This is a genomic window from Rhodopirellula sp. J20-39, assembly GCF_057365095.1.
Genome location: NZ_CP195123.1, coordinates 2,100,668 through 2,125,890, shown reverse-complemented (window position 1 = coordinate 2,125,890; position 25,223 = coordinate 2,100,668). Strand labels below are relative to the sequence as shown.

The 25,223-nt window shown below is 55.4% G+C and carries 20 protein-coding genes; 5 read left to right on the top strand and 15 right to left on the bottom strand.

The genetic code is table 11. From position 1 onward, the window contains the following. Window positions 1–2: 2 nt before the first annotated feature. The 12 genes from ACR3ZL_RS07640 to ACR3ZL_RS07585 form a co-directional block, all read right to left on the bottom strand. A complete protein-coding gene (locus tag ACR3ZL_RS07640; RefSeq protein ID WP_486173342.1) occupies window positions 3–506 on the bottom strand; it encodes a hypothetical protein in 504 nt (167 codons plus the stop codon). A 103-nt stretch (window positions 507–609) separates the two neighbouring features. Then, window positions 610–1,413 (bottom strand): hypothetical protein, encoded by an 804-nt coding sequence (locus tag ACR3ZL_RS07635; RefSeq protein WP_473648476.1) that lies wholly within the window; start codon window positions 1,411–1,413, stop codon window positions 610–612. 760 nt (window positions 1,414–2,173) lie between these two features. Then, window positions 2,174–2,590 (bottom strand): DUF3592 domain-containing protein, encoded by a 417-nt coding sequence (locus tag ACR3ZL_RS07630; protein WP_473648477.1) that lies wholly within the window; start codon window positions 2,588–2,590, stop codon window positions 2,174–2,176. 127 nt (window positions 2,591–2,717) lie between these two features. Continuing rightward, entirely contained in the window at window positions 2,718–3,296 is a 579-nt protein-coding gene (locus tag ACR3ZL_RS07625; protein ID WP_473648478.1) for a restriction endonuclease, read from the bottom strand. A 138-nt stretch (window positions 3,297–3,434) separates the two neighbouring features. Beyond that, window positions 3,435–3,977, bottom strand: coding sequence for a hypothetical protein (locus ACR3ZL_RS07620; protein WP_473648479.1), 543 nt, complete (start codon window positions 3,975–3,977; stop codon window positions 3,435–3,437). Window positions 3,978–4,123: 146 nt separating this feature from the next. After that, window positions 4,124–4,330 carry a hypothetical protein gene (locus ACR3ZL_RS07615; protein WP_473648480.1) on the bottom strand — a complete coding sequence of 69 codons (207 nt, stop codon included), beginning with the start codon at window positions 4,328–4,330 and terminating at the stop codon, window positions 4,124–4,126. A 1,447-nt stretch (window positions 4,331–5,777) separates the two neighbouring features. Then, window positions 5,778–6,458 (bottom strand): hypothetical protein, encoded by a 681-nt coding sequence (locus ACR3ZL_RS07610; protein ID WP_486173341.1) that lies wholly within the window; start codon window positions 6,456–6,458, stop codon window positions 5,778–5,780. A gap of 117 nt (window positions 6,459–6,575) precedes the next feature. Next, on the bottom strand, window positions 6,576–6,902 hold the full coding sequence (locus ACR3ZL_RS07605) for a hypothetical protein (protein WP_473648482.1): 327 nt from the start codon (window positions 6,900–6,902) through the stop codon (window positions 6,576–6,578). Window positions 6,903–8,228: 1,326 nt separating this feature from the next. Further along, window positions 8,229–8,804: a hypothetical protein gene (locus ACR3ZL_RS07600; protein ID WP_486173340.1), complete on the bottom strand. Its 576-nt coding sequence runs from the start codon at window positions 8,802–8,804 to the stop codon at window positions 8,229–8,231. Between the two features lie 126 nt (window positions 8,805–8,930). After that, entirely contained in the window at window positions 8,931–9,446 is a 516-nt protein-coding gene (locus ACR3ZL_RS07595; protein WP_473648483.1) for a leucine-rich repeat domain-containing protein, read from the bottom strand. 138 nt (window positions 9,447–9,584) lie between these two features. After that, window positions 9,585–9,998 carry a hypothetical protein gene (locus ACR3ZL_RS07590; RefSeq protein WP_486173339.1) on the bottom strand — a complete coding sequence of 138 codons (414 nt, stop codon included), beginning with the start codon at window positions 9,996–9,998 and terminating at the stop codon, window positions 9,585–9,587. Between the two features lie 114 nt (window positions 9,999–10,112). Beyond that, window positions 10,113–10,643, bottom strand: a complete 531-nt coding sequence (locus tag ACR3ZL_RS07585) for a hypothetical protein (RefSeq protein WP_473648485.1) — start codon at window positions 10,641–10,643, stop codon at window positions 10,113–10,115. Between the two features lie 443 nt (window positions 10,644–11,086). On the opposite strand from ACR3ZL_RS07585, the gene ACR3ZL_RS07580 reads away from it, so the two are divergent. Next, entirely contained in the window at window positions 11,087–12,499 is a 1,413-nt protein-coding gene (locus tag ACR3ZL_RS07580; RefSeq protein WP_473648486.1) for an integron integrase, read from the top strand. A 1,478-nt stretch (window positions 12,500–13,977) separates the two neighbouring features. Here ACR3ZL_RS07580 and ACR3ZL_RS07575 read toward each other — a convergent pair. Both ACR3ZL_RS07575 and ACR3ZL_RS07570 read right to left on the bottom strand, forming a co-directional pair. After that, entirely contained in the window at window positions 13,978–15,456 is a 1,479-nt protein-coding gene (locus ACR3ZL_RS07575) for an ABC transporter substrate-binding protein (RefSeq protein WP_473648487.1), read from the bottom strand. Window positions 15,457–15,863: 407 nt separating this feature from the next. Further along, window positions 15,864–17,309 (bottom strand): GNAT family N-acetyltransferase, encoded by a 1,446-nt coding sequence (locus ACR3ZL_RS07570; protein WP_473648488.1) that lies wholly within the window; start codon window positions 17,307–17,309, stop codon window positions 15,864–15,866. A gap of 194 nt (window positions 17,310–17,503) precedes the next feature. Here ACR3ZL_RS07570 and ACR3ZL_RS07565 point away from each other — a divergent pair, with 194 nt between their 5' ends. Both ACR3ZL_RS07565 and ACR3ZL_RS07560 read left to right on the top strand, forming a co-directional pair. After that, window positions 17,504–18,892 carry an outer membrane protein assembly factor BamB family protein gene (locus tag ACR3ZL_RS07565; RefSeq protein WP_473648489.1) on the top strand — a complete coding sequence of 463 codons (1,389 nt, stop codon included), beginning with the start codon at window positions 17,504–17,506 and terminating at the stop codon, window positions 18,890–18,892. Between the two features lie 403 nt (window positions 18,893–19,295). Then, window positions 19,296–21,320 carry a PDZ domain-containing protein gene (locus ACR3ZL_RS07560; RefSeq protein ID WP_473648490.1) on the top strand — a complete coding sequence of 675 codons (2,025 nt, stop codon included), beginning with the start codon at window positions 19,296–19,298 and terminating at the stop codon, window positions 21,318–21,320. Between the two features lie 90 nt (window positions 21,321–21,410). Here the strand turns inward: ACR3ZL_RS07560 and ACR3ZL_RS07555 are convergent, their stop codons facing one another. After that, window positions 21,411–23,000, bottom strand: a complete 1,590-nt coding sequence (locus ACR3ZL_RS07555) for a S1C family serine protease (RefSeq protein ID WP_473648491.1) — start codon at window positions 22,998–23,000, stop codon at window positions 21,411–21,413. Between the two features lie 295 nt (window positions 23,001–23,295). Here ACR3ZL_RS07555 and ACR3ZL_RS07550 point away from each other — a divergent pair, with 295 nt between their 5' ends. Together ACR3ZL_RS07550 and ACR3ZL_RS07545 are read left to right on the top strand one after the other, a co-directional pair. Next, window positions 23,296–23,748: a cytidine deaminase gene (locus ACR3ZL_RS07550; RefSeq protein ID WP_473648492.1), complete on the top strand. Its 453-nt coding sequence runs from the start codon at window positions 23,296–23,298 to the stop codon at window positions 23,746–23,748. 91 nt (window positions 23,749–23,839) lie between these two features. Beyond that, window positions 23,840–25,186, top strand: coding sequence for a hypothetical protein (locus ACR3ZL_RS07545; RefSeq protein ID WP_473648493.1), 1,347 nt, complete (start codon window positions 23,840–23,842; stop codon window positions 25,184–25,186). Window positions 25,187–25,223 lie beyond the last annotated feature (37 nt).

Genomic DNA, 25,223 nt, shown 5'->3' with positions numbered 1-25,223 from the left:
TTTTAAAAACCGTGACTTCGCCGCTCCCGTGCATCGGATTGTTCCCCGCAGCTCTGGATCGACCATGACCGTAACCCGGTTGGCCCAAGCCCGACGCTGTCGTCCAAGACGAATCCAAGCGTGAATCCGGAACTGAGTCGCACCGTGCAGTCCACCGCGTGCGGATCTTCGCATTCAGTGTACCCAATATCGTTGCCAATGAGAATAGATTTGAGTTCTGCGAGTGGCATGTGCAAACGAAGCTTCCATGGATCAATTTTTATTGACGGTCCCCCGTCGAACAAATCGTCGCTGTCGCAGTGAATCAACGTCAGAATGTCATTCGCAAAGTGGAATTCTGTTGTGCCGAAAAACCAGATGCAGCTAGCGTTTCTTCGGTCGACTAGAGTCGCTTTGGTAACATTGCCCAGCGTGCGGCCTATCACGTGTCGTGATGTCCCAACGGCGAATGGACCGAGCGATCCGGTTCGCATCGCACTGGAAAGCGAGACGTTCAATGCGGCCATAGATTTCAGTCGGGGAACGTCAGCCGTCACCGGGCACGGGGAGACGACTTTCCATTTGTAAAACCGCGCAAGCCGTGCTCCGTGTGCACGGCATTGTTATGCATCAGTCACGGATGGTTGAGACGTCGACCCCTCTCTTTTTCGCGAAGAAAGAAATTGGCCTCGGTTTGCCATCAGCGTACGTCAGCCGTATTTCAACGCTGTTTCCTGACTGCGATAGAGTCTCTACTTCACCGAACTTAGCCAAGAAACCTATGAACTCTTGCACCTTGGCCTTTGAGCCGGTCAGTTCATAACGACGGGCCACTGGGTCTCGGCTGACCTCTGTCGGTCTCGTTTGTTTATTCGCAAGGCTTTGAATTGCCGCTTCGATCGAATCCATACGCGCCGCAATATATTTGTCTTTGTCCAAGGTGTCGGGCGATTGTTGAATGAGCAAAGACTGCGCAGCGCGGTAGATCGGATTGTCCGGCAGCTCGTCGCCTAATGCCGCTTCAACCGCATCTCGTAATTGTGAAGTAACTGATTGAACCCCAAGCATATCGTTGCGGTAAAAAACCGTGCGTTCGTCTGAAATGTCGAATGGCAAAGTAGTTCCCTCTTCGGCCAGAGACACCACCGGAAGCCTTTTGGCATGTCGTACAGCAAGTTCGTACATCACGTTGGGATTGAGTCCGGTCAGATTCGCCACGACCATTTCATCGACTAGCAGGTGCTCGATTACCTGTTTCGTGATCGAGCCAGGGGATGCAATTTCGTGTGCAACGAAGACGTTGAAGTCTAAGTCAGACAATACCGGTTTAATTACAGTATCAAGAAGCCCTTGAGCTGCACGTCGCGTTGTAGAGTCGGCTGCACCTATCGGCGTTACAACGAAGCACGACTTTTGAGGAATCTTCTTGGCCATAGATGTGTCTCATGATGCATAACGTTCAGCGTCACCGGGCGGCGGAAACCAGGCAACCACTTGTGCAAACTATCCACCGCCGCTCCGTGTGCACGCGATGGTTATCGGTCGTCCGGGACGAGCATTGGACGGGTAAGTAAGTACGCGTGACTTCGAGGTCAGCATATCGGGCTCTGTGTCGCCCAGCAAGTAAATCCAACGCGGTCCCGCAGCAGTAATCCGATGCGGTCCCGATATCGTCATGAGCAATGTTCGGTTGCGCAGGGAGTCGTGCGGTCAAAGTGCCGGCGTCGGATTTGACAGCCAACAACGGGATTGAGACGCGAGTTTTGATTCACGATCGACGCAACACAGATCGACGTCACAACTCCAACGTGTAGTACCGATAACGATAGAGGTCACCGGGCCGGCCGGGTTGGTTTTCGACCAGCGTTTCCGGTTGCCTGCCGGCTCCGGTGCACCGCGTGGTTATTCGCCACGTTCAGACCAGAAGAGGCCGATGGCAGGCGATTGAATCGCGTCGAACGCAGTCGCGTCTTCCGTCGGGCCTTGAATCGAGCGTGGGTGTGGGGATTTCTGTCTGCGAGCGATACCGCAATGGCTATATCGAAGCAGTGCTGACGATGACGTTGTGGAGCAGGCAAATTACCGAGAAGCAATTTACGACTCAGTCGAATAACGCCAGGCATCACCGGGCGGGGAGAGTAAAGTTTTCGATTTCAACTTCGGCCGCAAGCCCCGCTCCGTGTGAATGCCATAGTTATCCCTCCGAACCAGTCGAAGAGCTCCAAAACGCAAGATGGCGATCAGGTCGGTTCGGGTCATACAGAACGGTAAGATGTCGCCCGTCGAGAAACAACTCGCGCTGCCCAACAACCCGCTGATCGCCTGCAAGAAAACGATAGTGCACAATCCCAGTCCCCCGTGCGCAATTGGTGATTTCAATCACGTCGGCGTCTGCAGAATGGGCAGTTCGGTAGAGCGAATAGACGCTGACTGACTTAAACGCAAGCAGCGAGAATCCGCAAACTCCGCCAATTGACCAGATCCAACGCATAGGTGAGCTCACCCAATTACCTGCTACATTCGCGACTATTGCCCCTGTCAATGCAACGGTAGCGGCCAGAATCCAAGGATCGTCTTTGGCGCTAATCCAGAACAGCCGGGGGTATTGCATCGTCAATCAAGTGGTGAGTAGCTCGCGTTTCGCCTAATTGGGATAACGTTAGTGATCAGCGGGGACGGGCGAACGACTTGCAAGCAGACGAGAAAACGCACCACCCGTCCTCCGTTGCATCACATGGTTATTTGCCGCCATGCTCGCGTTCAAATGCCGCAAGCTGTTCTTTCCGTTGTTCTTCGTAGGCATCTAGACACAGCATACCTAAAAACTGACCGACGCTCTCGAATCGGTATCCACCATCGTAGTTATCAAGTGGTCCACGAAAGTTTCCCTGCCAGAACCCAGGGTTCTTGGGCATTACTCTTGGCGGACCAACGGAGTTGACGACGTACATCATTTCGCCCGGCTGCCGTTCGGTTGTAAGCAAAGCGAGTGCAATCCCGCGTCCTCGCGCAGTCTTGATTGCACCCTCTTGGTATCCAACCGTTGTGACCATGATTCCCTTGTGGGCGCCAATGTCATCAATCTTGGAGTGAAATTCTTCAACGTCGTCCACCGGTACACGATGGCGATAGCACTTGCATTCGACCAAAAAGAGTAGGTCTGCGCCAGCAATCGAGTAGTTGAACGATACGTCAACCTTGATGTCACGTTGCGAAACTCGGCCCGTGTAGACGCGTTGGTGGTGGACGTTCACTGCAGTTAGTGATGCCATCACGTTTTGAATGAAGTGTTCGTACGCGTCGGACTCAGTCGTCATGAAGGTTTGTGCAAATAACGTTACCGATCACCGGGCGGCGGCGAACGATTCTCCATTGCGAAAAAGCTGACCACCGCCGCTCCGGTGCATCGGATGGTTATCCGCACCTGTGATTCGGGAGTGGCGATTCGATAATGTCTAGGGAATTTGGGGATGAGGCAAAACGCGTCGTAGGTCGTTGAGAAGTCGCTCGGCAGGGGCGTTGTCATCAAAGCCGAACAACAGCGTACTAGAATGTCCATTGACCGGGTCAATTTGGGGCATGTAGAAGTTTCGGCATTTCCAACATACGGACACGGAAAACAACAGGTCGTCGCCACGATAAAAGCGAAGTCCGTAGGCGGGGATGTGGCAAAACGTGGAATTCGGGCGAAACGACAGAGTGCGCCAACCGTCGGCAATCCGCTTACATTTCTCGTCGGTTATCAGTGTTGAGGAATGAATCGAGACAAAGAGTTCGCCGGGACGCACAGGAAAGGAATCTGCATCGGCATCCGGTGTGTCATCTGCATTAAGAACGCAAACCTCGATTCGGTCGATATTCGGGAGCGACGATGTATGCACTGCGTGTGTCATGCGTGCTAGTTCGGCGAACGGACCGTTAGCCACATCGGATTCACCAGCGGCGACGACGCAGGCGTACAGAATTGGGATTAGAGTCGTGAAGAATGGTCGAAGCATGGCTCTTCAGTCGGATAACGTTGGCCGTAACCGGGCGGCGACGGTAAATTGTCCATTTCAAATCCGCCGGACTTCGCCGCTCCGGTTCACGGCTTTGTTCGTCGGCGTTGAAGCGTCGAACGATTCTCCACGTGAGTCGGCCTGACCTACATTGCATTGTACGAAACGTACATGATACCCGATTTGTAATACACGCGCAATTGTTTTCCGTTTGGCGCGGAATCGGTCTCGAAGCTGAGTTCAGATTCATCGAAGCCAAGGCGAGGGCCGTCATGATGAAGCAGTCGGTTGTCGCCAGTATGCAATTGCCACGGGTGACTGTTCACCCACGACTCGAATTGGTCACGGCTCATGGAGTACGTCGCGTAGAGGTGTGAGAAATCAGGTTCGTACGTTCGGCATCCATCTTTCGGTAGCGCCGTGTTCTGCGATTTGTGCCATGCAGCGAACAATCGCTGATGGCTTGTATCGAGAACGAGGAAGCCCAAGAGCAGCCAGATCGGTAGCGCGGAAAGGATAACCGTTCGCCACGAACAACGGCGGAAGCGCAGCAGTGATGCAACGATCAACGCAAGAACGAACGAGGCTCCAATAATCGCGGCAAATGTCTTGATGTAGATGTCACCGAGATTCATTAGTCCGACGAACGCCCAGCATCACCGGGCAGGGGTGGCGTAGTGGAGGTGGTAGAATGGCGAAGCCAACCACCGGAGCGGAGACACACCTGCTCCGGTGCATGCAATCGTTATCCGCCAGCAGGAGCGGAGAGCAAACTCGCAGGGGCGTGGCTATGATCCATGTACGTCAAGCACGACAAATACAAAATGCAGCACATAAACCGCCGAGGCCAAAGGCGGACCAAAGACAACAGGAAAAGCAAACAGCCCGTTTCGTCCTGCTGTCAGCGAACACATCGCAGCACAGCAAACACCGACCATAGCGTTCGCGGCCGGGGCCAAACATATCGCCACGAACAATGCCATGTACCCCGGGTCGGACCGCGCAAGACCGACAGCCTCGACGGCAACAAAGAACGACAGGCCGGCCGACACGGCAAACGCAAACAAAGCACCGGTCGTCGCCCACGCACCAGTCGACGCAATGGACGGTGAGGCTTCCGGGCCGGCGAATCGTCAATTGGTATCGTGTATGGATTGCGGTCAGTCACGTCAAAATTTCAGTCGGATAACGGTACGGTTCAGCGGGGCCGCGCGAGCGACTCTCCACTTCAAAAAAACTCAACTCGCGGCCTCCGTTGCAACCGATGGTTCCCCGTTGTCTTGAGCGAGCATGGGGTGAACATCGCGTCGCGAATGAGTCGAACCACATTCTGGGCACTCCTGACCAACGATTCCATCGTAGAACGAATCACAGTTAATGCAGCGTCTAGTAGTCGGCGACCGGTATAGAAATGTCGGAGGGCCATCCGCGCGGGCATACTCGAAAGATTCGTCACAAGACGGACATGTCAGGGAAACGTTGAAATGCTGCTTTGGCGTTATGATACACTCGCCGACTTCCACATTGGTAGGCGTGAACAGGCATCCGCAGTCCGGGCAGTGAATCTCGTGCGAGAGCCAATACCGTGAATTCGCGGCTCGTTGACGCGAGCCGCTCCAGTCACCAGCCCAGCCGAGAATCGCAACCACTGCGACCACGATGAGCATCGTCAGAACTACGGTGCTGTATTCCATCGTAGGTCAACCTTCAGTCGGGGAACGGTCGGCGTCAGCGGGCGGCGGCGAACGACGTGCAAGCGAACGGAAACGCTAACCACCGCCGCTCCGTTGCACGCCATGGTTATCCGTCGTTTTCGCCAAAACGCGAATGAAGTTTTGAAAGGTTCCCAGCACGAGCATCAATGTATCCGGTATTGGGGTCGATGAAGTGCTCAAGTTCCCAGTATTCGGGTCCCACATACCAGAGTTTTTCCCATTCACGAAGAAAATGGTCCAATGTGGGTGCGATCGGGCGGTGGATTGTCGCTTCGTGATCCATGTAGACCACCGGGGGATCATTTAAGTCGTCGGCGATGTAGAGCCCAAGGAAGTCTGCATTTGCAATTGCTTTGAAGAGGAAAGTGTTACGCCACAGATTAGCGCAATCACGGTCAATGTCGTCAAAGACCGAGAGAACGCTCTCCGAATTCCAGTCGGCGAGTTGCTCTGACTGGCATAGGCTGGCGCCGCCATAGACGTGCGTCTCTGCGAACATGGCCGCCATTTCGGCACCGACCATCGCGATAGCCGACGCTTTGGGCGTGTGCTGAAACGTCAGGTAGTATTCGCAGTTACATGAACGAGATTCCGTGCAAAGGAAGTGTGCAAGCGAGTCCGGAATTGGGGAAGTGAGAGTCGATCGCAGTTCATCAAGCTCCGACGCAGTGAAAGGCGGGCTTGCAACTGCAGAGCGAACCGACTCTGCACCGAGTCGTTTGAGCGACTGAGTGAAGTTGACGGCGCGTTCGACCCACAGGGACATGATTCTACCTTCGGATAACGCTAGCCGTCACCGGGTACGGCGGGTTGATTTTCCATTTGTAAACGCGTCATGCCGTACTCCGGTGCACGGCATGGTTATCCGCACCGCATGAATTGGTCAGAACGTGTCAAGTGCGTAAACGTCCCCAGAAGCAGCGACGAAAGCACCTAGCGAATCGACGTCAGCGTCAAATCCAGCCAGAGCATCGGGGTTTTGCGCCATCCAAGCAACACCGGACGGCGAAAATGCAAAGATTGCAAGTCCATTCGATTCGTCGTAAACAACAGGTTGGCCGGTAATCCACGTAGATGCATCGTCACAAAGTTCAGTAAGTTCGAGCGTGTTGAGTGCACCGAGATCGCAATGCGTGAAGTTGTCAATAGCATCCAGCGAATTTGCAAGTTTGCGGAGTGCGCCAGTGTCGTCGGAGCGAATCAGGTACATGGTGGATCGAGTATGTTGCAAAGGGTGGAGCGAAGATTAGGTCAGGCGATTGTGGATCGCAAGTACTGGCATCGACCGCGCATAGTCGGATAACGCCCAGCATCACCGGGCAGGGGTGGCGTAGTGGAGGTGGTAGAATGGCGAAGCCAACCACCGGAGCGGAGACACACCTGCTCCGGTGCATGCAATCGTTATCCGCCAGCAGGAGCGGAGAGCAAACTCGCAGGGGCGTGGCTATGATCCATGTACGTCAAGCACGACAAATACAAAATGCAGCACATAAACCGCCGAGGCCAAAGGCGGACCAAAGACAACAGGAAAAGCAAACAGCCCGTTTCGTCCTGCTGTCAGCGAACACATCGCAGCACAGCAAACACCGACCATAGCGTTCGCGGCCGGGGCCAAACATATCGCCACGAACAATGCCATGTACCCCGGGTCGGACCGCGCAAGACCGACAGCCTCGACGGCAACAAAGAACGACAGGCCGGCCGACACGGCAAACGCAAACAAAGCACCGGTCGTCGCCCACGCACCAGTCGACGCAATGGACGGTGAGGCTTCCGGGCCGGCGAATCGTCAATTGGTATCGTGTATGGATTGCGGTCAGTCACGTCAAAATTTCAGTCGGATAACGCTAAGGATCAGCGGGTTTACGGGCCAATTGTGGAAATATTGAAGTGGTAGAGAGCGTAAACGAAGAGAAAAAGGGTTGAATGCCGGTGGATGAGTAAACTCCGTTGCATCCGATTGTTATTTGAACGCACTACTACGGTCTGGAGTCAGTCACTACACGAGTATGAACCATGTGACGGCGTCGACCAAGTGAATACTGATGGGGGCGACGGTGTCGAAATGAAGCCATACAGGGCGATGACGGTTTAAAGGAATTTAAATTGTCATCGCCCTTGTGTCTGAGTGAGGACTAGAGTTTTTTTAACGCATTTAAATGAGGCAAAGTGGGCGAGTCTTAGCCAATGTTCTCAGATGGCGGCATGGAGAAATGCAGCAATCAGGATGATTTCAATCAAATAACGCCCAGCATCACGTGGGACGGGCGAAAAACATGCAAGCAGTCGATAGACCGGGCGACCCGTCCTCACGTGCATGCAATGGTTATTCGCCCGCGCTGGATCAGCATGGGTATGGGATGGGTGTTTCAACGACGGATTAGCTTCGCATCGAGAGCGAGCGATGTCAAGCGAAACGGCATCCCCGCAGGGAAAACTCAGGCGAGAATCGTATTCGCCCCGCAGGGAAAACAGCAACGAGATTAGGCGGGCATCGTCATCCGGAGGCAAGCACTGTGAAAAGGATAGAAACTCGTTATGGAATTTCAAACGAGAAGCCGTGGGACATCTCAAAGCTACCGGGCCGTACGATAACTTTGTCTACAACCTGCCCATCTACACTAAGTGCATCGAGCCAGAAAGAGAGTCCCGAAGCAGGGTCACTGATATACGACTGGAGCAGGTAGGCCTCGTACACACTTACGTCCGAAGGATATTCTTGGGTGTAAACGAATGGATGGGCCCTGTCTGGCGACGCGTTTTCCTTCAGATCTGATTCGAGGGACACAATTGCTTTCCTCGCTTGTGCGAGTGTCATTCCATTTCGGATTGGAACCAAGTCAGTAATCATATTGCGACAAGCAATGAGTCCGGCATGGGTTTCACTCCCGTCAAGTATCCTCCCACGCATTCTCGACCTCGCAAACTCTCTAGCTGTAGGCGAATCAGTGAGTAGCATTGCCGTCTCGTCGGCCCATTCCGCTAATTCATCCGGGGTGTCCTCCAGAGCCAAGCGTGTTGTGATTGGATCGCCAGCGTGTCTTCTTAAAGCCACCAACAGGACGGAAACCGTCGCGATGACAAGCAGCACTGCTATCGATTTCTTGCTCAACGAGATGCGATGGGGATTCGAGGGATCTCAGTCGAATAACGGTGGAATTCACCGAGCACGGGCGAACGATGTTGTGATGGCCAAGAATCGCACCACCCGTGCTTCGGTGCAATTCATGGTTCGTCGTCATTGCCGTTCGTGACGGACCACGAGTTTAGGGCAGCGCTGTCGAATTTCCGCGACGCCACCGGCAGTCATAAGTGTACCCGATACATCAAGCGATTTGAGTCCGCGAATGGACGCGATCGCGGGAATTGCGTCATCAGATACCGCCGATCCATTAAGGCGAAGCATCCACACCGATCCGATGTTAGCAAGGACTTTCAGTTGAGCGTCGGTCACATTGCAATCCGTCAAGTGAAGCGTGCCGACGCCCTTGAGCCGTGACACATGCCGAATCGTATCGTCGCTGACGTTCGCGCCTGCGAAGTCCAGATCGTCGAATGTTTCGTACTCTGCAATTCGCTCCAATCCAACCGGGGAAACGAACCCAACACAGCTTGGATCATTGTTGTCATCGAAGCCAACGTGGTATGCACCCATCGAGTAAAGGTCAGACTCGATGCGACGCCGTTTCCGGTAGTCCCTTGTCGCAATCTCGGCGATCGCAACGATGATTGCCAGGAAAGCAACCGTTAACATCAACGTGCGAATTCGGAAACGCAATCAATCTCCAGTTCGACGAACGGTGCCGGTCACCGAGATCCGGCGGACGATGTTGTGATGGCCAATATTCTAACCACCGGATCTTCGGTGCACCGGATGGTTACCCGCCGTGGTTTAGTTCAACTCCCCTGTGACACGTTCCGCCATAGGTTCCCGCTTTGTCCAGCCGAGAAGCGGTTTGTAGTCGTGAACGAAACAATAGGTTGTGCCACGTAGATCCGGTATAGACCAGTCGTAAGCGGCGACAGCTGTGCCGCGAAGTTCCGCAATGTCATCGCGGTCAACGGCAACCAGTGTAAGTCGCGCGCCAGGAAGCCAATCGAAGCGTTTGCGATACTCGATTGCAAATTGGAATTCAGGATTGATTTCAGCGCCAGCAACCGGGAACGACTCGACGGCAAGATGTCGCTCGTAGCCCCAGGTTCCATACGTCGAAACCGCGGCAACCGTCGCAAGGAGAGTCGCAACAATCGTCCAGCGTAGACGTCGGTGAAACGTACGTCGTTTTGTAGGCATCAGTTCGCTCATTTGCGCTTCAGGCGGTCGTGAATCTCAGCCGGGTAACGACCGGGATCAGCGGGGACCGGGAGATGAGCATCCATTCGTACAAACTGACCACCGGTCCTCCGTTGCATCCGATGGTTACCCGCCGTTTTGTGTCGGGGTACCTAGTTTATCCATTGCGTATAGCGCTGCATCAACAACCGAATGGAAGTAAGTGTCGCAGTAGTCGAATGTGAGTTCATCGGTCAATTGCGTAAGGTCAATACCGCCGAAACCCGATAGTGGACCCCACACGTATTCGATTGTGGTCTGTTTGTGTGAGACTCGCAATCGCCATGAACCGAAGTGTTCAGTTACTGTCGCTGGCGAGAATGTTGCGTCCGGAAAATCGTTGTGAATCCAGTCCTGCAAATCTTGAGGGGAAACAACAGGAATTGTCAGTTTCCTATCGGGTTCGTAGTCCCAAGCGGATTGGATGCGAACGATTTCGGGGTCACCGTAATCTGGGCGATCTTCTTCATTGACCGGTGTGCAGGTGATGTTGAAAGTTCTTGTGCGAGCGATCACATACCCGCGATTCAAAGTCGAATCATCGAGTACGAAAATATCTCGTTGGATGTTGGGAGCAACGAGTTGCGTCTCAATACGATTTGCAGCGAATCTTAGCATCGAGTCAGTCGGGTAACGTCCAAGGTCACCGGGTAAGGGCGTTCGGTGAAGTTGGGACTGGGAAAAAGACTGACGTCCTTACTCCGGTGCACCGAATTGTTCCGCATCCGAACCGGCAGTCAGCGCAAGGGATCGTCTGCTTCGGCGTCCGCATTGTAGCAGCATGGTTCGAGCCTGTGCCGAGCATGGAATCGATGACGGTCAACGGCGTGGAGCTCCGCGTTCGGGTTGACGGTCGAATACGCCCATCCGAGTATGGATCGAGCATGGGGATCACGAGCCTGGATCAAGCGCACCGATCACCACGGATGACGGAGTGTGAGGTTCTGATCAACTGCGGAACTACTAAGTTATCCCCTGCTCGGCAGGGGGTAAAACCCCGTTTTAGCTTTTATCACGCTACTGAACAAGCGATTTGAGCATTATCCCTCGACTCAAAGCGAATGTACACCTACATTCGCTCGGTTCGCTATTTTTCACTCGGACCGGGGGATGCTGCCATGTCGATTGCGAGATTTGAGCGTGAGGTGCTGGGGGATCGGCTCGATGAAAACGACCAAACGTGGTTCCCGCGTTGGTTGCGGCGGTACGCAATGAATTTCCGAAAGGGGTTCGCAGACGACTTGCCTGTTACCCGTCATGCGGTGGTCAAGTATTCGCGAGATCTGCTTGCAAACGGAGCTCCAGCCTGGCAGCGGTACCAGGCAGTGCGGGCGGTTCAGTTTTACCGCGACTTTGTGCTCGAGCGGTCGGTGCCGGATCTGTCAGACATTGTTGCGACTCTGGCCAAACTCGGACGCCAAGAACGGAACATTGCACTGGAGGCTCCTCCAACGGCGGAGGAGCTCATCCAACTACGCGGCAACATCGATCGCGGCGAGCCGGCATTCATCCAAACGATGCGTGGTGAGATGCGAGTGCTGCACTATTCCATGGCGACAGAGAAGGCTTACGTGCGGTGGGTCAAACGATTTGCTGGCCACGTTGGGTCTTCCGAACTGGAGCAATTCAACGAGAATGACATCGGCGCGTTCCTGACTTCTCTGGCGGTTGAAGGGAGCGTTTCGGCGAGCACCCAAAACCAAGCCCAATCGGGGCTGTTCTTCTTCTATCAATGCGTGCTCGGCAAGCAACTTGGTTTCGTCAACGCGGTTCGCGCCAAACAGAGAGATTCGCTGCCGGTGTGGTTCAGTCGACAGGAAATCGAAGCCCTGTTAGAGAATTTGGTGGGGGTCCACCGCTTGATGTTCTTGTTGATGTACGGTGCAGGCTTGCGACACAAAGAGTGTCGGCGGCTGCGAGTCAAAGACGTCTGCTTCGATGACGGACATATCGTGGTACGTGATGGCAAGGGCGAAAAGGACCGGATCACTTTCTTGCCCGAACGCGCGGTCGAAGGATTGAAAAGCCAGATTGAGATCGCCGCTCAGTTGCACCGCATTGATGTCTTGGAAGGATACCCGCAGGTGTATTTGCCGTATGCGTTAGCGAGAAAATACCCAAATGCATGCCAGGAACTCGCGTGGAAGTGGGTCTTCCCATCGCGACAAAGATGTTTTGATAAGCGAAGTGGCCAGACGTGGCGTCATCATATCGCTGAGCAGCAGTTCGCCAACGCACTGAAGACCGCCCAGCGACTGGCCGGCATTCACAAGAATGGTGTGCCGCATAGCTTAAGGCATAGTTTTGCAACGCATCTGGTCGAGGCGGGAACGGAGATCCCGACGGTTCAAAAGCTGATGGGGCACAAGGATGTCGAGACGACCATGAGGTACGTGCATGTGACTCACCAACTTGGACGCAGCATCCAAAGCCCGATGGATACGTTGAACCTTGAAACTGACTCAGGTCGATGATTTTGGGTGCGTTTGGCGAGTGGTGCTTGCTTGAGGAAAAGCAAACTTGCACTAACCGCGAACACGTTCTTTCGGTGCATTTCCTGGTAACTGCAACCGGGTAACGGGTGGATGCTAGGAGACGCTGCTGCGTGTCCTTTGTTTCCCGTTGATGGTAACCGTGCCCAGTGGGAGTGCCCTGTGGGAGTGCCCTGTGGGAGCGCGGACTTCGTCTGCTTGGGTGACTTTCTTCCGGCAACGCGGTGTTGCCAATCAGTGCCCCTGAGCTTTCAACGCGGTGGATTATCTCCGATCCGCTGTTGCGGTGCAACTTTTTTCTAGTGAGCTTTGCGGGCGTGTTGCTTTTGGAGTGGCAGGCGGGCTGAGCGGGTTTTCGATTCGCTAGTGCTTCATCCATATTGAACTTTGGGGTGTAGTGGGCGAGGCGACGAGCCCGTCTGGTTGGTGAGTGGATGGGATTCGTCGCCTCATCCACTACGATCAACCCCAAAATGAAATGTAGCCGAAGCACTAGTGCGGGGAGGATTTTGGGCGTTTACGTGCGGGTGTGGGGGTGATGTTCTTGTGGATTGGTGTAGCTGACCGAGGCCCTCGGTCAGGGGCGGTGGGAAGCGACTGAGAGGCCTCAGTCGCTTACATGGGTGGTGGGGGCCGACTGAGGGGCCTCAGTCGGTTACGTGGGAGGGTGGATAGCAGCGGACGGTTGAGTGTGGCTGCGCAGTTGATGGTGGTGGGTTTTGGGGTGAGGTTTGTGTTGCTGACTGAGGCCCTCGGTCAGGGTTGTTGGATAGCGACTGAGAGGCCTCAGTCGCCTACGTGGTGTGGCGGGTGCCGACTGAAGGGCCTCAGTCGGTTACGTGGTGGGGTGGATAGCAGCGGGCGATTGAGTGTGGCCGCGTGGTGGGTTTTGGGGTGAGGTTTGTTGCTGACCGAGGCCCTCGGTCAGGGTTGTTGGGTAGCGACTGAGGGGCCTCAGTCGCTTACATGGAGGGGTGGGAGCCGACTGAGGGGTCTCAGTCGGTTACGTATTGGAGAGGAGGTGGCTTAAGAGGTGCGGAGGGATTCGTCGCCTCATCCACTACCGGTGGGATCCGCGTGCTGGGATTCGTCGCCTCATCCACTACGGGTTTTTCGCACCCGAAGGGCGTCTTCGGCGGTGTTCGCTTTGCTCGACCGCTGGCTGCTTGCTGCAACGCCTCCGGCGTGAGAACTTGTGGGCAATCGCTAGCACACATTACTCCGGTTCGCGGATTGGTTATCCGCTCACGAACGAGGCGAAGTGATAACGCATCATCTGCCTAGACTGACAAGACTGAATGCCCCCCACCCAACCAAACGCCTTGCTACCGAAACGCGAGGATGAACAACGACTCTCAGTGCGTCTGGATCAGCGGCATCCGCAACGCCGAATAACAAAGCGTCCTGCGTTTTATTGAACCAGTGGACTCCGCGACGACTAGCGAGTGCCGAATCAGGCGTTAGACGCTGCCTTGGGCTCGACGCCAGTTTCTCATTTGAGTTGGCAGGTCATGCTTCCCGTTCAGTTTCCGCCAGGCTTCGGATATTTCCGCTCCGACTTGCTTCGCAGACTTCCCACCATGCACACATTCTCGCACCCCAGCATCCAAGACGCCGTAGTACTCCGCGGCGCCTTGCAACTGCAACGCTGGCACAACGTTGGGATCCGCTAGCTCCTTGCGAAGCCAAGCCTGGTAGTCATCCGAAGAACTTAAGTCACCATCACCGGCACTTCCTCGGGTGTCGATTACCGAACCAATGTTACGATAAATCGGCTCGCTTCCCTGCCCGCCGGCAAGCCATCGCAGGAATCGATCCGCGGCTGCCGTTTGTCGGCACGAGGCGGCCAGCGACCCGACCAACATGAATGGGTTCATCATCGTCCGCCGCAAATCCAGGCTGCCCAAGGACAGATCCACTTGCTTTGCAGAATCAACCGTTCCACCGGGTAGCGAGGCAAACGTAACGGCAGAAACAGACTCGCCGGCTTCGACTTGTTGAGCTTCCAATTGCGGGAACCCAATTCCGCCCACAAACTCACCTTGCACGATCGCTTGATAGACTTCGCCGGGCGACAAGCCGTCGCCTTTGGCCAACGACGCATTGTGCTTGACCGTGGTGGCCATTTCCTCCAGCACCGCGATGTAGCTGGGTTCATCCAATAGCGGCCGCATGGTCTCGCGGTCGAACAACCAAGTTGCATCCAAGCTGGTACTTAGCCGCCACAAATACATCGCTCCCGCCCAACCTTGTGCCGTCGGCTCGGCACACTTACCAGCATGCTGTTTAGCAAACGCTTCGTACGCCGACCAGGTTGCCAAGCTTGGGTCTGCATCCTGCTCGCCTACCGATTCGCTCAATAGCAATGCAGGCAAGTGCCCACCCAACGGAACCGCTCGCTGTTGACCAGCGAACGAGGTCGCCACCTTCAAACCCGCCGGGGTCGTCGAGCGAGAATCGGGCGAGACCAATGCCGCATCGGCTGAACCGTTTTGACCTGACTTTGCGAGCAGCGGCATCAAACGTTTCTCGCCGATCATTTCGGCCAGCCACATCAGCGGATAAACCACCACGTCCGCTTTGGCCGCCATATCGACCACCGCTGATGCATCCGCGACCGAAGCGAATTGAGGTGGCGGGGTCAAACGCAGATCCAGCGGTTGTTCGCTGATCGATTCCCATGTCCGCCGCAAAATATCGGCTTCCACCTCATCGCCGACCCAAACGACTCGTAGCGGCACGTCGCGATTGACGGCAGCGGAATTCCCGGCGGTCTTTGCGTCGGGCGTACTTGGCTTGCATCCCGCCAAAGCGACCAGAGAGGCCGCACCCGCCAACCAGCTTCGTCGCTGAATCATTTCCGGCTTTGAAATCATTTCTGACTCTGCAAACGAGCCGCTAGTCGCCGGGTTGGATTCGATTCCTGGCTGCCTTGTCATCGATTTGGTTCTGATGGGGGAGAGAAAAAGAACGCCGTTCCCTGAATCCATGCGTCATCGCATGTCCGCGCATTTCAAGTTCCCTTCGCGCATTGCAGGTTCCCGGCGAGGAGGGCTACGCGAGACAACGCTTGAAGGTTCATTTCAAACTTGCCCCCGCTTCAGCGGCATTAACTGCTTCGCGACAAGTCGAGATTGTGGCAAACTGCAGACATCGGCAGAGTGCTAACTGGATACGCAAGTTGAAGTTCTCGCGGGATATTTATCGCCGTACATTCATCGCTGTAGACGAAGTAGGGAAAAGCCGGTGCGTGTTGAAGAGTTCGCGTCTCGAAAGGATCGATTTCAATAGGGCGACCGGACGGCTAGCGCCGATTCCACCAACCAATCTAGGTGCCGATGTTGTCCTACGTGCCGATGTTGTCGAATGAAGAGCCACCTAGTGGCATCGTGATCGGTAGCAATACCGGCCCAGAGTCATCCATCGACTCGGAATCGTCTTGCAACTCAGAGTCATTCTGCAACCTGGAATCATTCTGGCATTCCAACTCGACTGGCGATGCGCTTGCAACGTTCATCAACGCGGGGCTGATTGAACACAAGTCGATGATGCCAATGTCACTTTCCAGATCAGCTTCTTCGGTCAAGATTCCGGGACGTGGCAAGTGTTGACGATACTGATCGGCAAATGCTTCCTCACGTGTCGGCGTAGCGACAACGTTTCCATCACGCCGCTGCCGAACGAATTGCTTGAGCGACAAAATTCCGTCATAGAGTTTGCTGGCGATTTTCCCCGGCAAGGTTGGCGGGAACAGATCGATTAGCAACAACGGAATAGGCTCCGCTTTCAGTCGAGCTTTGTAAGATTCATCACCACGCATGTAATCGATCCCAGCGTAGCCGTGTTCATGCGCGTGATACATCAAATAGCTATTCAACATCGACCCGGGTGACAAGTCACTGTAGTCGTAGTCCACGCCGGTGCTGAAGCAGTACAACCGTTGGTCGTCGCCGATAAAATAGATCTGCGTCGCCAAGATCGTTTCCGCTTGGGTATCCGGATCAATCTGTACCAGTCTCGGCAAGAACAGACGACCGCGATGAAGTGCGTCCACGGCCGCTTCATGGATCATGTTTACCATTTCGGTGGCCGCATACGAACCGCGTTGTCCGCTGGCTTGCCAATGCGTTTGATGCAACTGAATCAGGACATCGATTGTACTCTTGACCGATTCTTCATCATCAGAAAAACGGACCGCGAACTTGTTATCAGGATCTTCCAGTTGTTCAATGATCAAACGAAGTCGGCGGCGTGTCCTGCGGGACGAACTTTCGAGGTGCGTCGTCCAATCCTTCTCACACGCTCGGAACCACACATTCATACGAGTTTGAATGCGGCAGACCGACTGTAAATCAGTCAAATGCTGCAGTAACTTCTGCATCCCAGGATCACCGGCAACGACACCGTCGAAGGCCAATCGATTCCAACCCAATTCAGGATCCATTGCGTGATCGACCAAAAACTTGGCGATCGTTTCGGCGACCGCGTCTTGGTCTTCGTCCCGTGTCAAAATTGAAACGTGATCCGAACAGGCATCGCCCGATGCAATCAACGTCCAACCTCGGCGGCCCAAACGGCACAACGGCAAAATGCCGCAAATCCGATCTTCCTGATCAACGACGGTGACGAAACACGTCTTCAGGTCGTTTCCGTATTGATTCCACCAAGCACGTAGCCAAGTGGTTTGCCGAAACGGCACCCCACCGGACAAACCATCCCACAAATCAGTATTCTGAAGCAGGAGGTCTTGGGGAGCAGAAACGAACGCGCGGTAGGCAAACAAAGTATTCATGCCAAAAGTTAGTTCGGCATCATCGACAAAGCCTCAACAGCAGACGCTTTTGGCTTACAATCGCAATCACCGGGGCGACGGAGGTCGTCACAATCCGAACCGCCTGCACATCTATCCCCGACCGCTGGTATCCCCGTTGCTTCCGGCGACACTTCCCGATTCCCCACCACGCCCTGTTCTGGGACGACATCGATATGCTTCCGCAATTCACTGCACGCCGACTACGACCTGTTACCCGCTTTGTACTTTTGCCCCTGGTCATCGGTGCAACATGGCGAACCACGCTGGCCGAAACGCCTACAACGGATTGGCCGCAATTCCACGGGCCATCCGGCATGGGCATCATCGAGGGAACGTTGCCCGAAAGCTGGAACGATGACGACTACGCTTGGACAATCTCGCTGAGCGGTACCGATGTGGGCTCTCCCGTGATCGTTGATGGCACGGTCTATCTGATTGAAACCGCATCAGCGGCGGCAAACGGCGGATCGGGCAAATCGAACCAGAACAGCAAATCAAACCAGACAAGTAAATCGATCGATCTGGTTGCTTTGGATTTGCAAACGGGCCGAGAACAATGGCGACGCAAGCATCCGCTGGTTGACCGAGGACGCCATTCGCGTAACTCGGCCGCCTCGACGACTCCGGTCGTATCGGGCGACCAAGTGTTCTTTGTTTACTGCGATGCAGACGGCGTTTATGTCCAGGCTTACCGCACGGACTCGACACCATTGTGGTCGCGCGACCTTGGACCGTGGTCCGGAGTTCATGGGTATGGGACAAGCCCCATGGTCGTGCAAGACAAACTCGTTTTGTTCAACGCACAACAAGCGTTGAAGCTAGATCCATCGCAAGTTCCCGGTCAAACCCTCGTACTGGCGATGGACAAGAAAACGGGTGAAGACATTTGGACGACACCGCTGGAAACAACCCGCCCCAGCTACGGTGTGCCAGCGATTCATTCCTACGTAAAGCCAGGAAGCGATCCAGCCGATCAATCGCTGGAACTGGTTTTGGCTAACACCGCCAACGGTCTTTTCTCGCTGGATGCCGACACGGGTAAGATGCGTTGGTCGATCAACGTCTTCGATAAACGCTCGTGCTCATCCCCTTTGGTCGTAACGGGACTCGCCGGTGGTGATTTGGCGATCGGAAGCTGCGGCAGTGGCGGTGGTGGAAACATTCTTTCGGCCGTTCGCATCCCGTCGACACCCGGCGAAGCCCCTGAAGAGGTGTTCCAGGTCAAACGGGCGGCACCCTACGTGCCCACGTCCGCAGTGAAAGGACAGTATCTCTTTGCGGTATCGGATTCCGGTGTCGCTAGTTGTTATGACTTGAACGAAGACGGTCGGTTGTGCTGGAACCAGCGTTTGGGAGGAAACTTTGGTGCCTCCCCGATCATCGTCGGCGAACGCCTGCTGATGATCTCGCTGGACGGGACGGCATATGTCACGACGGCTTCGCCAACTCGCAGCAAGGTTCAGCGAATGGATCTGGGCGGCCGAGTGGGAGCCACGCCTGCGTACGCGGACGGCCGTTTGGTGATCCGCGTTGGCAACCAACTTCGGTGTTTGGCACCATAAACGGCCGTGGCATCTTTGCGGCTGGTATCTCAGCATCCGGCGGATTTGCGGATGGCGTTGGCGTCCGACGAAAAAGTGTCTGGCCAAGCAAAGGCGTTCCGCAAAAAAGCGGATCGTGGTCATGTGCGTCAAAGACAAGTCAGTTGAGCGACCATTGCCAGACTGCGACTTTGCTGTAAGTCTCCGCTGAAAGTAGGTTTTCGGGCGTCGGGGCGGCGTACGACGCTTGTCCGCCGAATTCACCTTCACCGCTATCGAAGGTCAACAATTCGCCGTGGAATTGGCATCTCTTGGAAGTGTTCAGTTACACTGAACGAGCTGGCTGGCACCGGTCCCTCTGCGATCGTGCCCCTCTTTTCAGCCAGCCGCTAATCACTCTTCTCCGCTGACACCCCACTGAATCATGAAGCTGCACCCCACTCGCTCTTCTCTCGCCGCGATCGTTCTATCAATGGGAACGTTCACTGCCGGCTGTGCTGAGTTTGACCAGAACGCCGAGCTCCAAAACGCGACCGAACTGCTAAAGAACGCGACGTTATCCGTCACCGACTCAAAATCCGTAGTTTCCGATTTGGCCGCCGATGCGAAATCGAAAGCGGAAACCGCCAAGAAAGAAACTGCGAAGGCCAGCGAACAAGCCAAGTCGGTAACGACGGACGCGAAAGCGAAAGCTGCAGAGACCGCGAATAAGGCTAAAGACGCCGGCAAGTCGGCTAAGCAAAAAGCAGGCGACGCCGCGAAGGCCGCAGAAACCAAAGCAGCCGAAGCGACCCAAAAAGGGAAGGCCGTAGCGGAAGACGCGAGCAAGAAGGCAGCGGAAGCGGCTGAGAAATACACAGCGAAAGCAGCCGAGAAAGCCGAGGCGACGACAAAGGCAACAGCCAAAGCAGCAACCGAGAAAGCAGACGAAGTTGCCAAAGCGGCCAAGTCTAAAGCAAACCAATTGATAGACGGGGCCAAAGCAGAAGCCGCCCAAGCCACCGAATCGGTCAAAGCGGTCGCAGAATCCGTCAGCGAAAAAGCAACCGAAGCGAAAGAAGCGGCTACCGAGAAAGCCGCTGAACTTGCCGGCGCAGCAGAAGCTAAAACGACTGACGCCGCACAGCAAGTCAAAGCCTTGATGGACGAAGCGAAGAATCAAGCCGCCAAAGCAACCGTGGCTGCTGAGGAAGCGACCAAGGTAGCGGGTGAGAAAGCAGGCAGCTTGATGGCGGATGCAAAGTCGCAAGCAGCCAAGGCCGCCGAATCCGCCAAAGAGGTTACGAAGTCCGTCGGCGAGAAAGTCGCTGAGGCAAAAGCTGCAGTCGCGAAGAAAGCTGCTGAGCTGACCCAGGCAGCAGAAGCCAAGACAACCGAAGCCGCTGAGCAGGCTAACGCGTTGATGGCCGACGCCAAGAAGACGGCGTCCGAAGCTGCAACGGCGGCCCAGGAAGCAGCTAAGTCAGTTGGTGATAAAGCTGCCGAAGCAAAAGCAGCGGCCTCGAAGAAGGCTGCCGAACTGGCCAAGGCAGCCGAAGCGAAAACCGCCGAGGCGGCTGAGAAAACAAACGCGTTGATGGCGGACGTCAAAAGCCAAGCTGCGAAAGCGACCGAAGCTGCAAAAGAAGCGGCCACGGCAGCCGGTGAGCAAGCCAGCGACGTGATGGCCGACGCGAAAGCGGAAGCTGGCCAAGCCACGAAGGCTGCCGAAGAAGTAGCCGGATCCGTCGTCGCCAAAGCTGCAGCAGCGAAAGAAGCCGTCACGAAAGAAGCTACTGCGAAGCAAGCCGCTGAGCTTACCGAGGCAGCCGAAACCAAGACAACTGAAGTTGCTGAAAAGGCCAACACCTTGATGGCGGACGCCAAGCAAAAAGCATCCGAAGCTGCCGAGGCTGCAAAAGACGCCGCCAACCAAACAACTGAAAAGGCAGCCGATGTTGCCAAGACCACAAAGGCTCAAGCCGACGATATGACGGAAGACGCAAAAGCGGAAACGTCCGAAGCGGTTGATGCAAAAACGAACACAACGGAAGCGGCCGACACCAACGCCAATGCGAACGCAGCGACAAATGACGCTAAGAAGATGGCGGCCGAATCATCCAGTCAAGCGAGCGAAAACACGCTGCCGGCACCGGTCCAGATTGATGCCAAACCGGCTGCCGTGCCTGCGGGACCGCCTTGGGTCGGGGCGTCCGTTCGATCGGACAGTCTATCGATTTTCAAGCTGACGCCGTTTTCGCCCGCCGCAGTTTCGGACTTGAAACTGGGTGACCAAATCGTGTCGGTCGAAGGTAAGCAGGTGAACAACGGATCCGAGCTAAGCGAGCAAGTCCTGAAGTATTCTCCAGGCAAGAAGATTCGCCTTGTCATTCGACGTGGTGGCGTACAGCGAAGCCTCTTCATCACCTTAGGAAGCCAAGCGGATCGCAAGCGAGCAACCAGACAATAGGCTGCGTTGACCGGCCTGTGCACCAACAGGTTCGCCGATCGAAGAAGTGAGACTTCACCTTTTCAATCGGCGTTCCGTTTGGTTGCCGAACTATTCCTGCTCTGAATTCTCGGCGTCATCCTCATCGGACTCGGCCCCCTCTTCCTGAGCAGTAGGGTCTTCCAAAGGCGCCAGCACGATCTCTTTGATCATCTCTTCACCGGCTCGGTAGATCTTGATCTGCTGAGTCGATCCAACCGGTTGACGTTCGACCGCTTCTTGCAAAGCACCCGGCTTACGAACCCGCTGGCCAGCGAACTCGAGGATCACGTCCATGTTTTGCAATCCAGCCCGCTGTGCCGCCGAATCATCGATCACCTGATAGACCAGCACGCCCAGGTAAGTCGGCAAGCTTAACTTCTTGGCAATTTTGGGATTCAGTTCCGCCAAGCGAATTCCCATCGCGGCCCGTCGCACGCGTTCGAATTGGGCAAGTTCGCGGGCAATCCAGCGAGCTTGGTTTACTGGGATCGCGAATCCAATCCCTTGGTAGCCACCGTTGCGTGTCGCAATCGCCGTGCTGATCGCAATCACTTCGCCTTCCAAGTCAATCAACGGGCCGCCGGAATTCCCCGGATTGATCGCCGCATCGGTTTGCAACAATCGGCCGCGGCGAACTCGGTCCAACGCTCGGTTTTTGGCACTGATGATGCCAGCACTGACGGTTGCTTCCAGCTTGAACGGGCTGCCGATGGCCAGCACCCAATCGCCAATCTCCAAACGCTCTGAATCCCCCAACGTCGCCACATCAAGCGGCAGTTGAGTTTCCAAACGCAAGACGGCAATGTCACTATCCGGATCACCGTGCACCGCCGTCGCCACCAACTCAGTCTCGTCGGGCAGTTGCACAACAACTCGGCGTGCGTCCTTGATCACATGATTGTTGGTCATCACCCAGTAACCGGTCACGGCATCATTGGCTTGTCCGGAATCATTGGCTTGTCCCGAAGAATCTGCAGCCGTTTCGATTTGCAGATCAACGATCACGCCGGATCCCAAACCGGTTAACGGCAAACCTTCCTCTTCACTTTGAGGCGGCGGGGTCGGACCCAATGTTTCGTCGCCAGGCGGGATCTCTTCAGCGTCCTCACTATCGGCGGGCTTGTCCGCATTTTGGCCGTACGAAAAGACCGTCACGACCGATGGGGTCGCCGCTCGGGCAGCCTGCCGAAACGCTCGCGATAGTGCTCGCGCGTCGCCGATCACGGACTCATCACTTTGGCTTGCCTCGGACGTTTTGGCGGTACCGTTCGCTTCTGACTTTGGCTTCGCTTGAACGTCCGGCTTCGCTTCGTCTGTCGGATTCGCTGGCGCGACCGCGGATTCCGCGAGCGTGATGATTTCCTGGGCGGATACCGAATTGTCGGTGAACACACCGCCAAGCATGCCGCCTGACAAGCCACCCGGCACGCCCAGTTGTCCGGCCAAGCTGACGAGGCCAACGAGTCCAGCGGATCGCAACCACCGTCGAGCTCCACTGAAACGCCGCAATCCAACCGTCTCTAGGCCAGACGCGGCCGTGCGAGCAGGCTCCCCAGCAACGCTCAAAAACGCGGCTTGATCAGAAAACTTATCCCGCGACTCTGAGCTGCGAGCTTGGGAAACCGGTCGAATCTGAAGCGGATCGGATTGAAGTCTCATGGTGAGTTTTCGGTTCGTTGGAAGCAGGGGAGGCAAAGGGTTGCCCTGCCATGATAGCGGTTTCAAACTGATCGCAAATCCTCACTTGCCCCGCAAAACCAGATCGCCCATCCGCCCCCCAACGGAGGACTTTCACAAGCGGGAAACTCTTCAATGCATTGCTTGCCGCGACGGATCGGTTAGTCTAGAGATGCGCGACGGCACAAACGAAGCCGGTGACCTAGCCTGACGGCCAGTTCCAGCTCGTTCGTCGTCCGATCTTTTCTAGCTAGTCGGGGGTTACATCGTGAATTCAATGTCTGTGAAAACGTCTGCAAAGAACGTGTCTCTAGAAGTCGATGCTCCCACGGAAGACGAGATCGCTCGCTTAGTCCAGGCGGCAATTGCGGCCCGCAACCATGCGTATGCTCCCCACAGTCATTTCTATGTGGGTGCGGCCTTGCTGATGCATGACGGCAAAATCGTCGAAGGATGCAACGTCGAGAATGCCAGCTACTCGTTGACTCAATGTGCCGAACGCGTCGCGGTCACCTCGGGTGTTTCGATCGGCTACCGCGACTTCCGTGCGATCGCCATTGCCAGTATTGGGGGGGCGATGCCTTGCGGTGCGTGCCGGCAAGTTCTGGCTGAATTCGGACTCGACATTTTCGTCTACACGATCGACGTCATCGACGGTGATCGCCAAACGAGACGCCTTTCGGAATTGTTGCCTGACGCGTTCTGCACCGCAGATATTCCTTCGTCGTAGCTGGTATTCCCTCGTCAATAACGGGCGTCATACTTCACGCATCACCGCTGATCTGTTTCGCGAACCGCTTTTCTCGATATTTCTAAACATCATGACCAGTCAAAAGCGGTCCCCGCTTCAACCCATTGGCAAACACACACGATTGTTTTGTGCGGACCTTGTAAAACCGCGAGCACTGAAAGCGAGCCGATGGAACTCAAGCATGCTCAATGCAGGCGTTGCCTTGGCCGTGCTAGCGGGCTGGGCCATCGCGAACAATGCGAACGCTCAAACCTTCACACCGATGGGGCCGCGCTATCCAGGGGAAACGATTATCTCCGAGCGAGTGATCACTCCCAAACCGGAACCACTGCCTGCACCGAAGGCGAAAGAAAACCCCACATCGCCACCGCCTCTTTCCGTGGCCAGCGAAGAACCGATGTCGCTGTCCGATGGTGGCTGGAAAACGGAACAAGCTGACGCCGAACAGACACCCGTGTTTGCGTTAGGCAATCAAGTTTGGCTTCGTATGCTGGAACTGGAACGCGAGAACGCGGACCTAGCAGCGACGTTGGAATACGAACGAAAACTGGCGAACTACTTCGAACACAGTAATAAGATCCAACAGGAACAGAACGCACGGATCGCCGAGCTGCAGCAACAAATCAAGATGCTGAAACAGCAGCACGAACATTCGACCGCTCATTCTCAACGGCAGATCACCGAACTCACCACCCGCAACCAGCGATACGAAGCGGAACTGAAGCGTGTGCGCCGCGAAGCATCTTCTAAGCACCCAACGGAAAACGCGTCTGCTGCGGCCAAGCACCCCGCCGACTTGCCCGAACCGATGGCCCAGCCAGAATCCAAACCGTCATCGGCTCAAGAAGCCAAACCTTCACACGAACAAGCCGCCAAAGAAAATCTTGCTGACAGCAAACCGGCTGATAAGAAATCAACACAAGAGACAAAGCCCAAAGGCAAGGCGACCGACGCAAAACCCGCTGTTGAAAGATCACCTCGCGATCAAGAACCGGCCGACGAGGGAGCAAAAAAGCAGCGTCCTACCGATAAAAAGGCCAGCCGACCATCACGGGAACAATCGCAATCGCTGCCCGCCCCAAAGTCGCAACCTGAATCGATGAAGGACAACGACAGGGCAAAATCCAAAGGCAAAGCGAAAGAGAAATCCAGGCACCACAAAGAACCGGAATCTCGTTCCAAAGAACGATCGCAGCCTGCGAAGAAACCATCGCGTAAATCGCATAACGCGGGCTCGCCGGGGACTGAATCCGCTGACACCACTTTCGCGCAAGTTCGCGACGAGCGTCCGATTGTCTTAACCGTCGTGCCGATTGGCTTCCGCATGCCTTCAGCAATCGAAGGTACCCAAGAAGCCCACGCTACCTCCGAAGGCCTCGAGTCGGGACCGCTGGGCCCACTCGGCCATACCGACTGATAGCGGGCCGCTCGGTATCAGACCTGGCAACAACCAG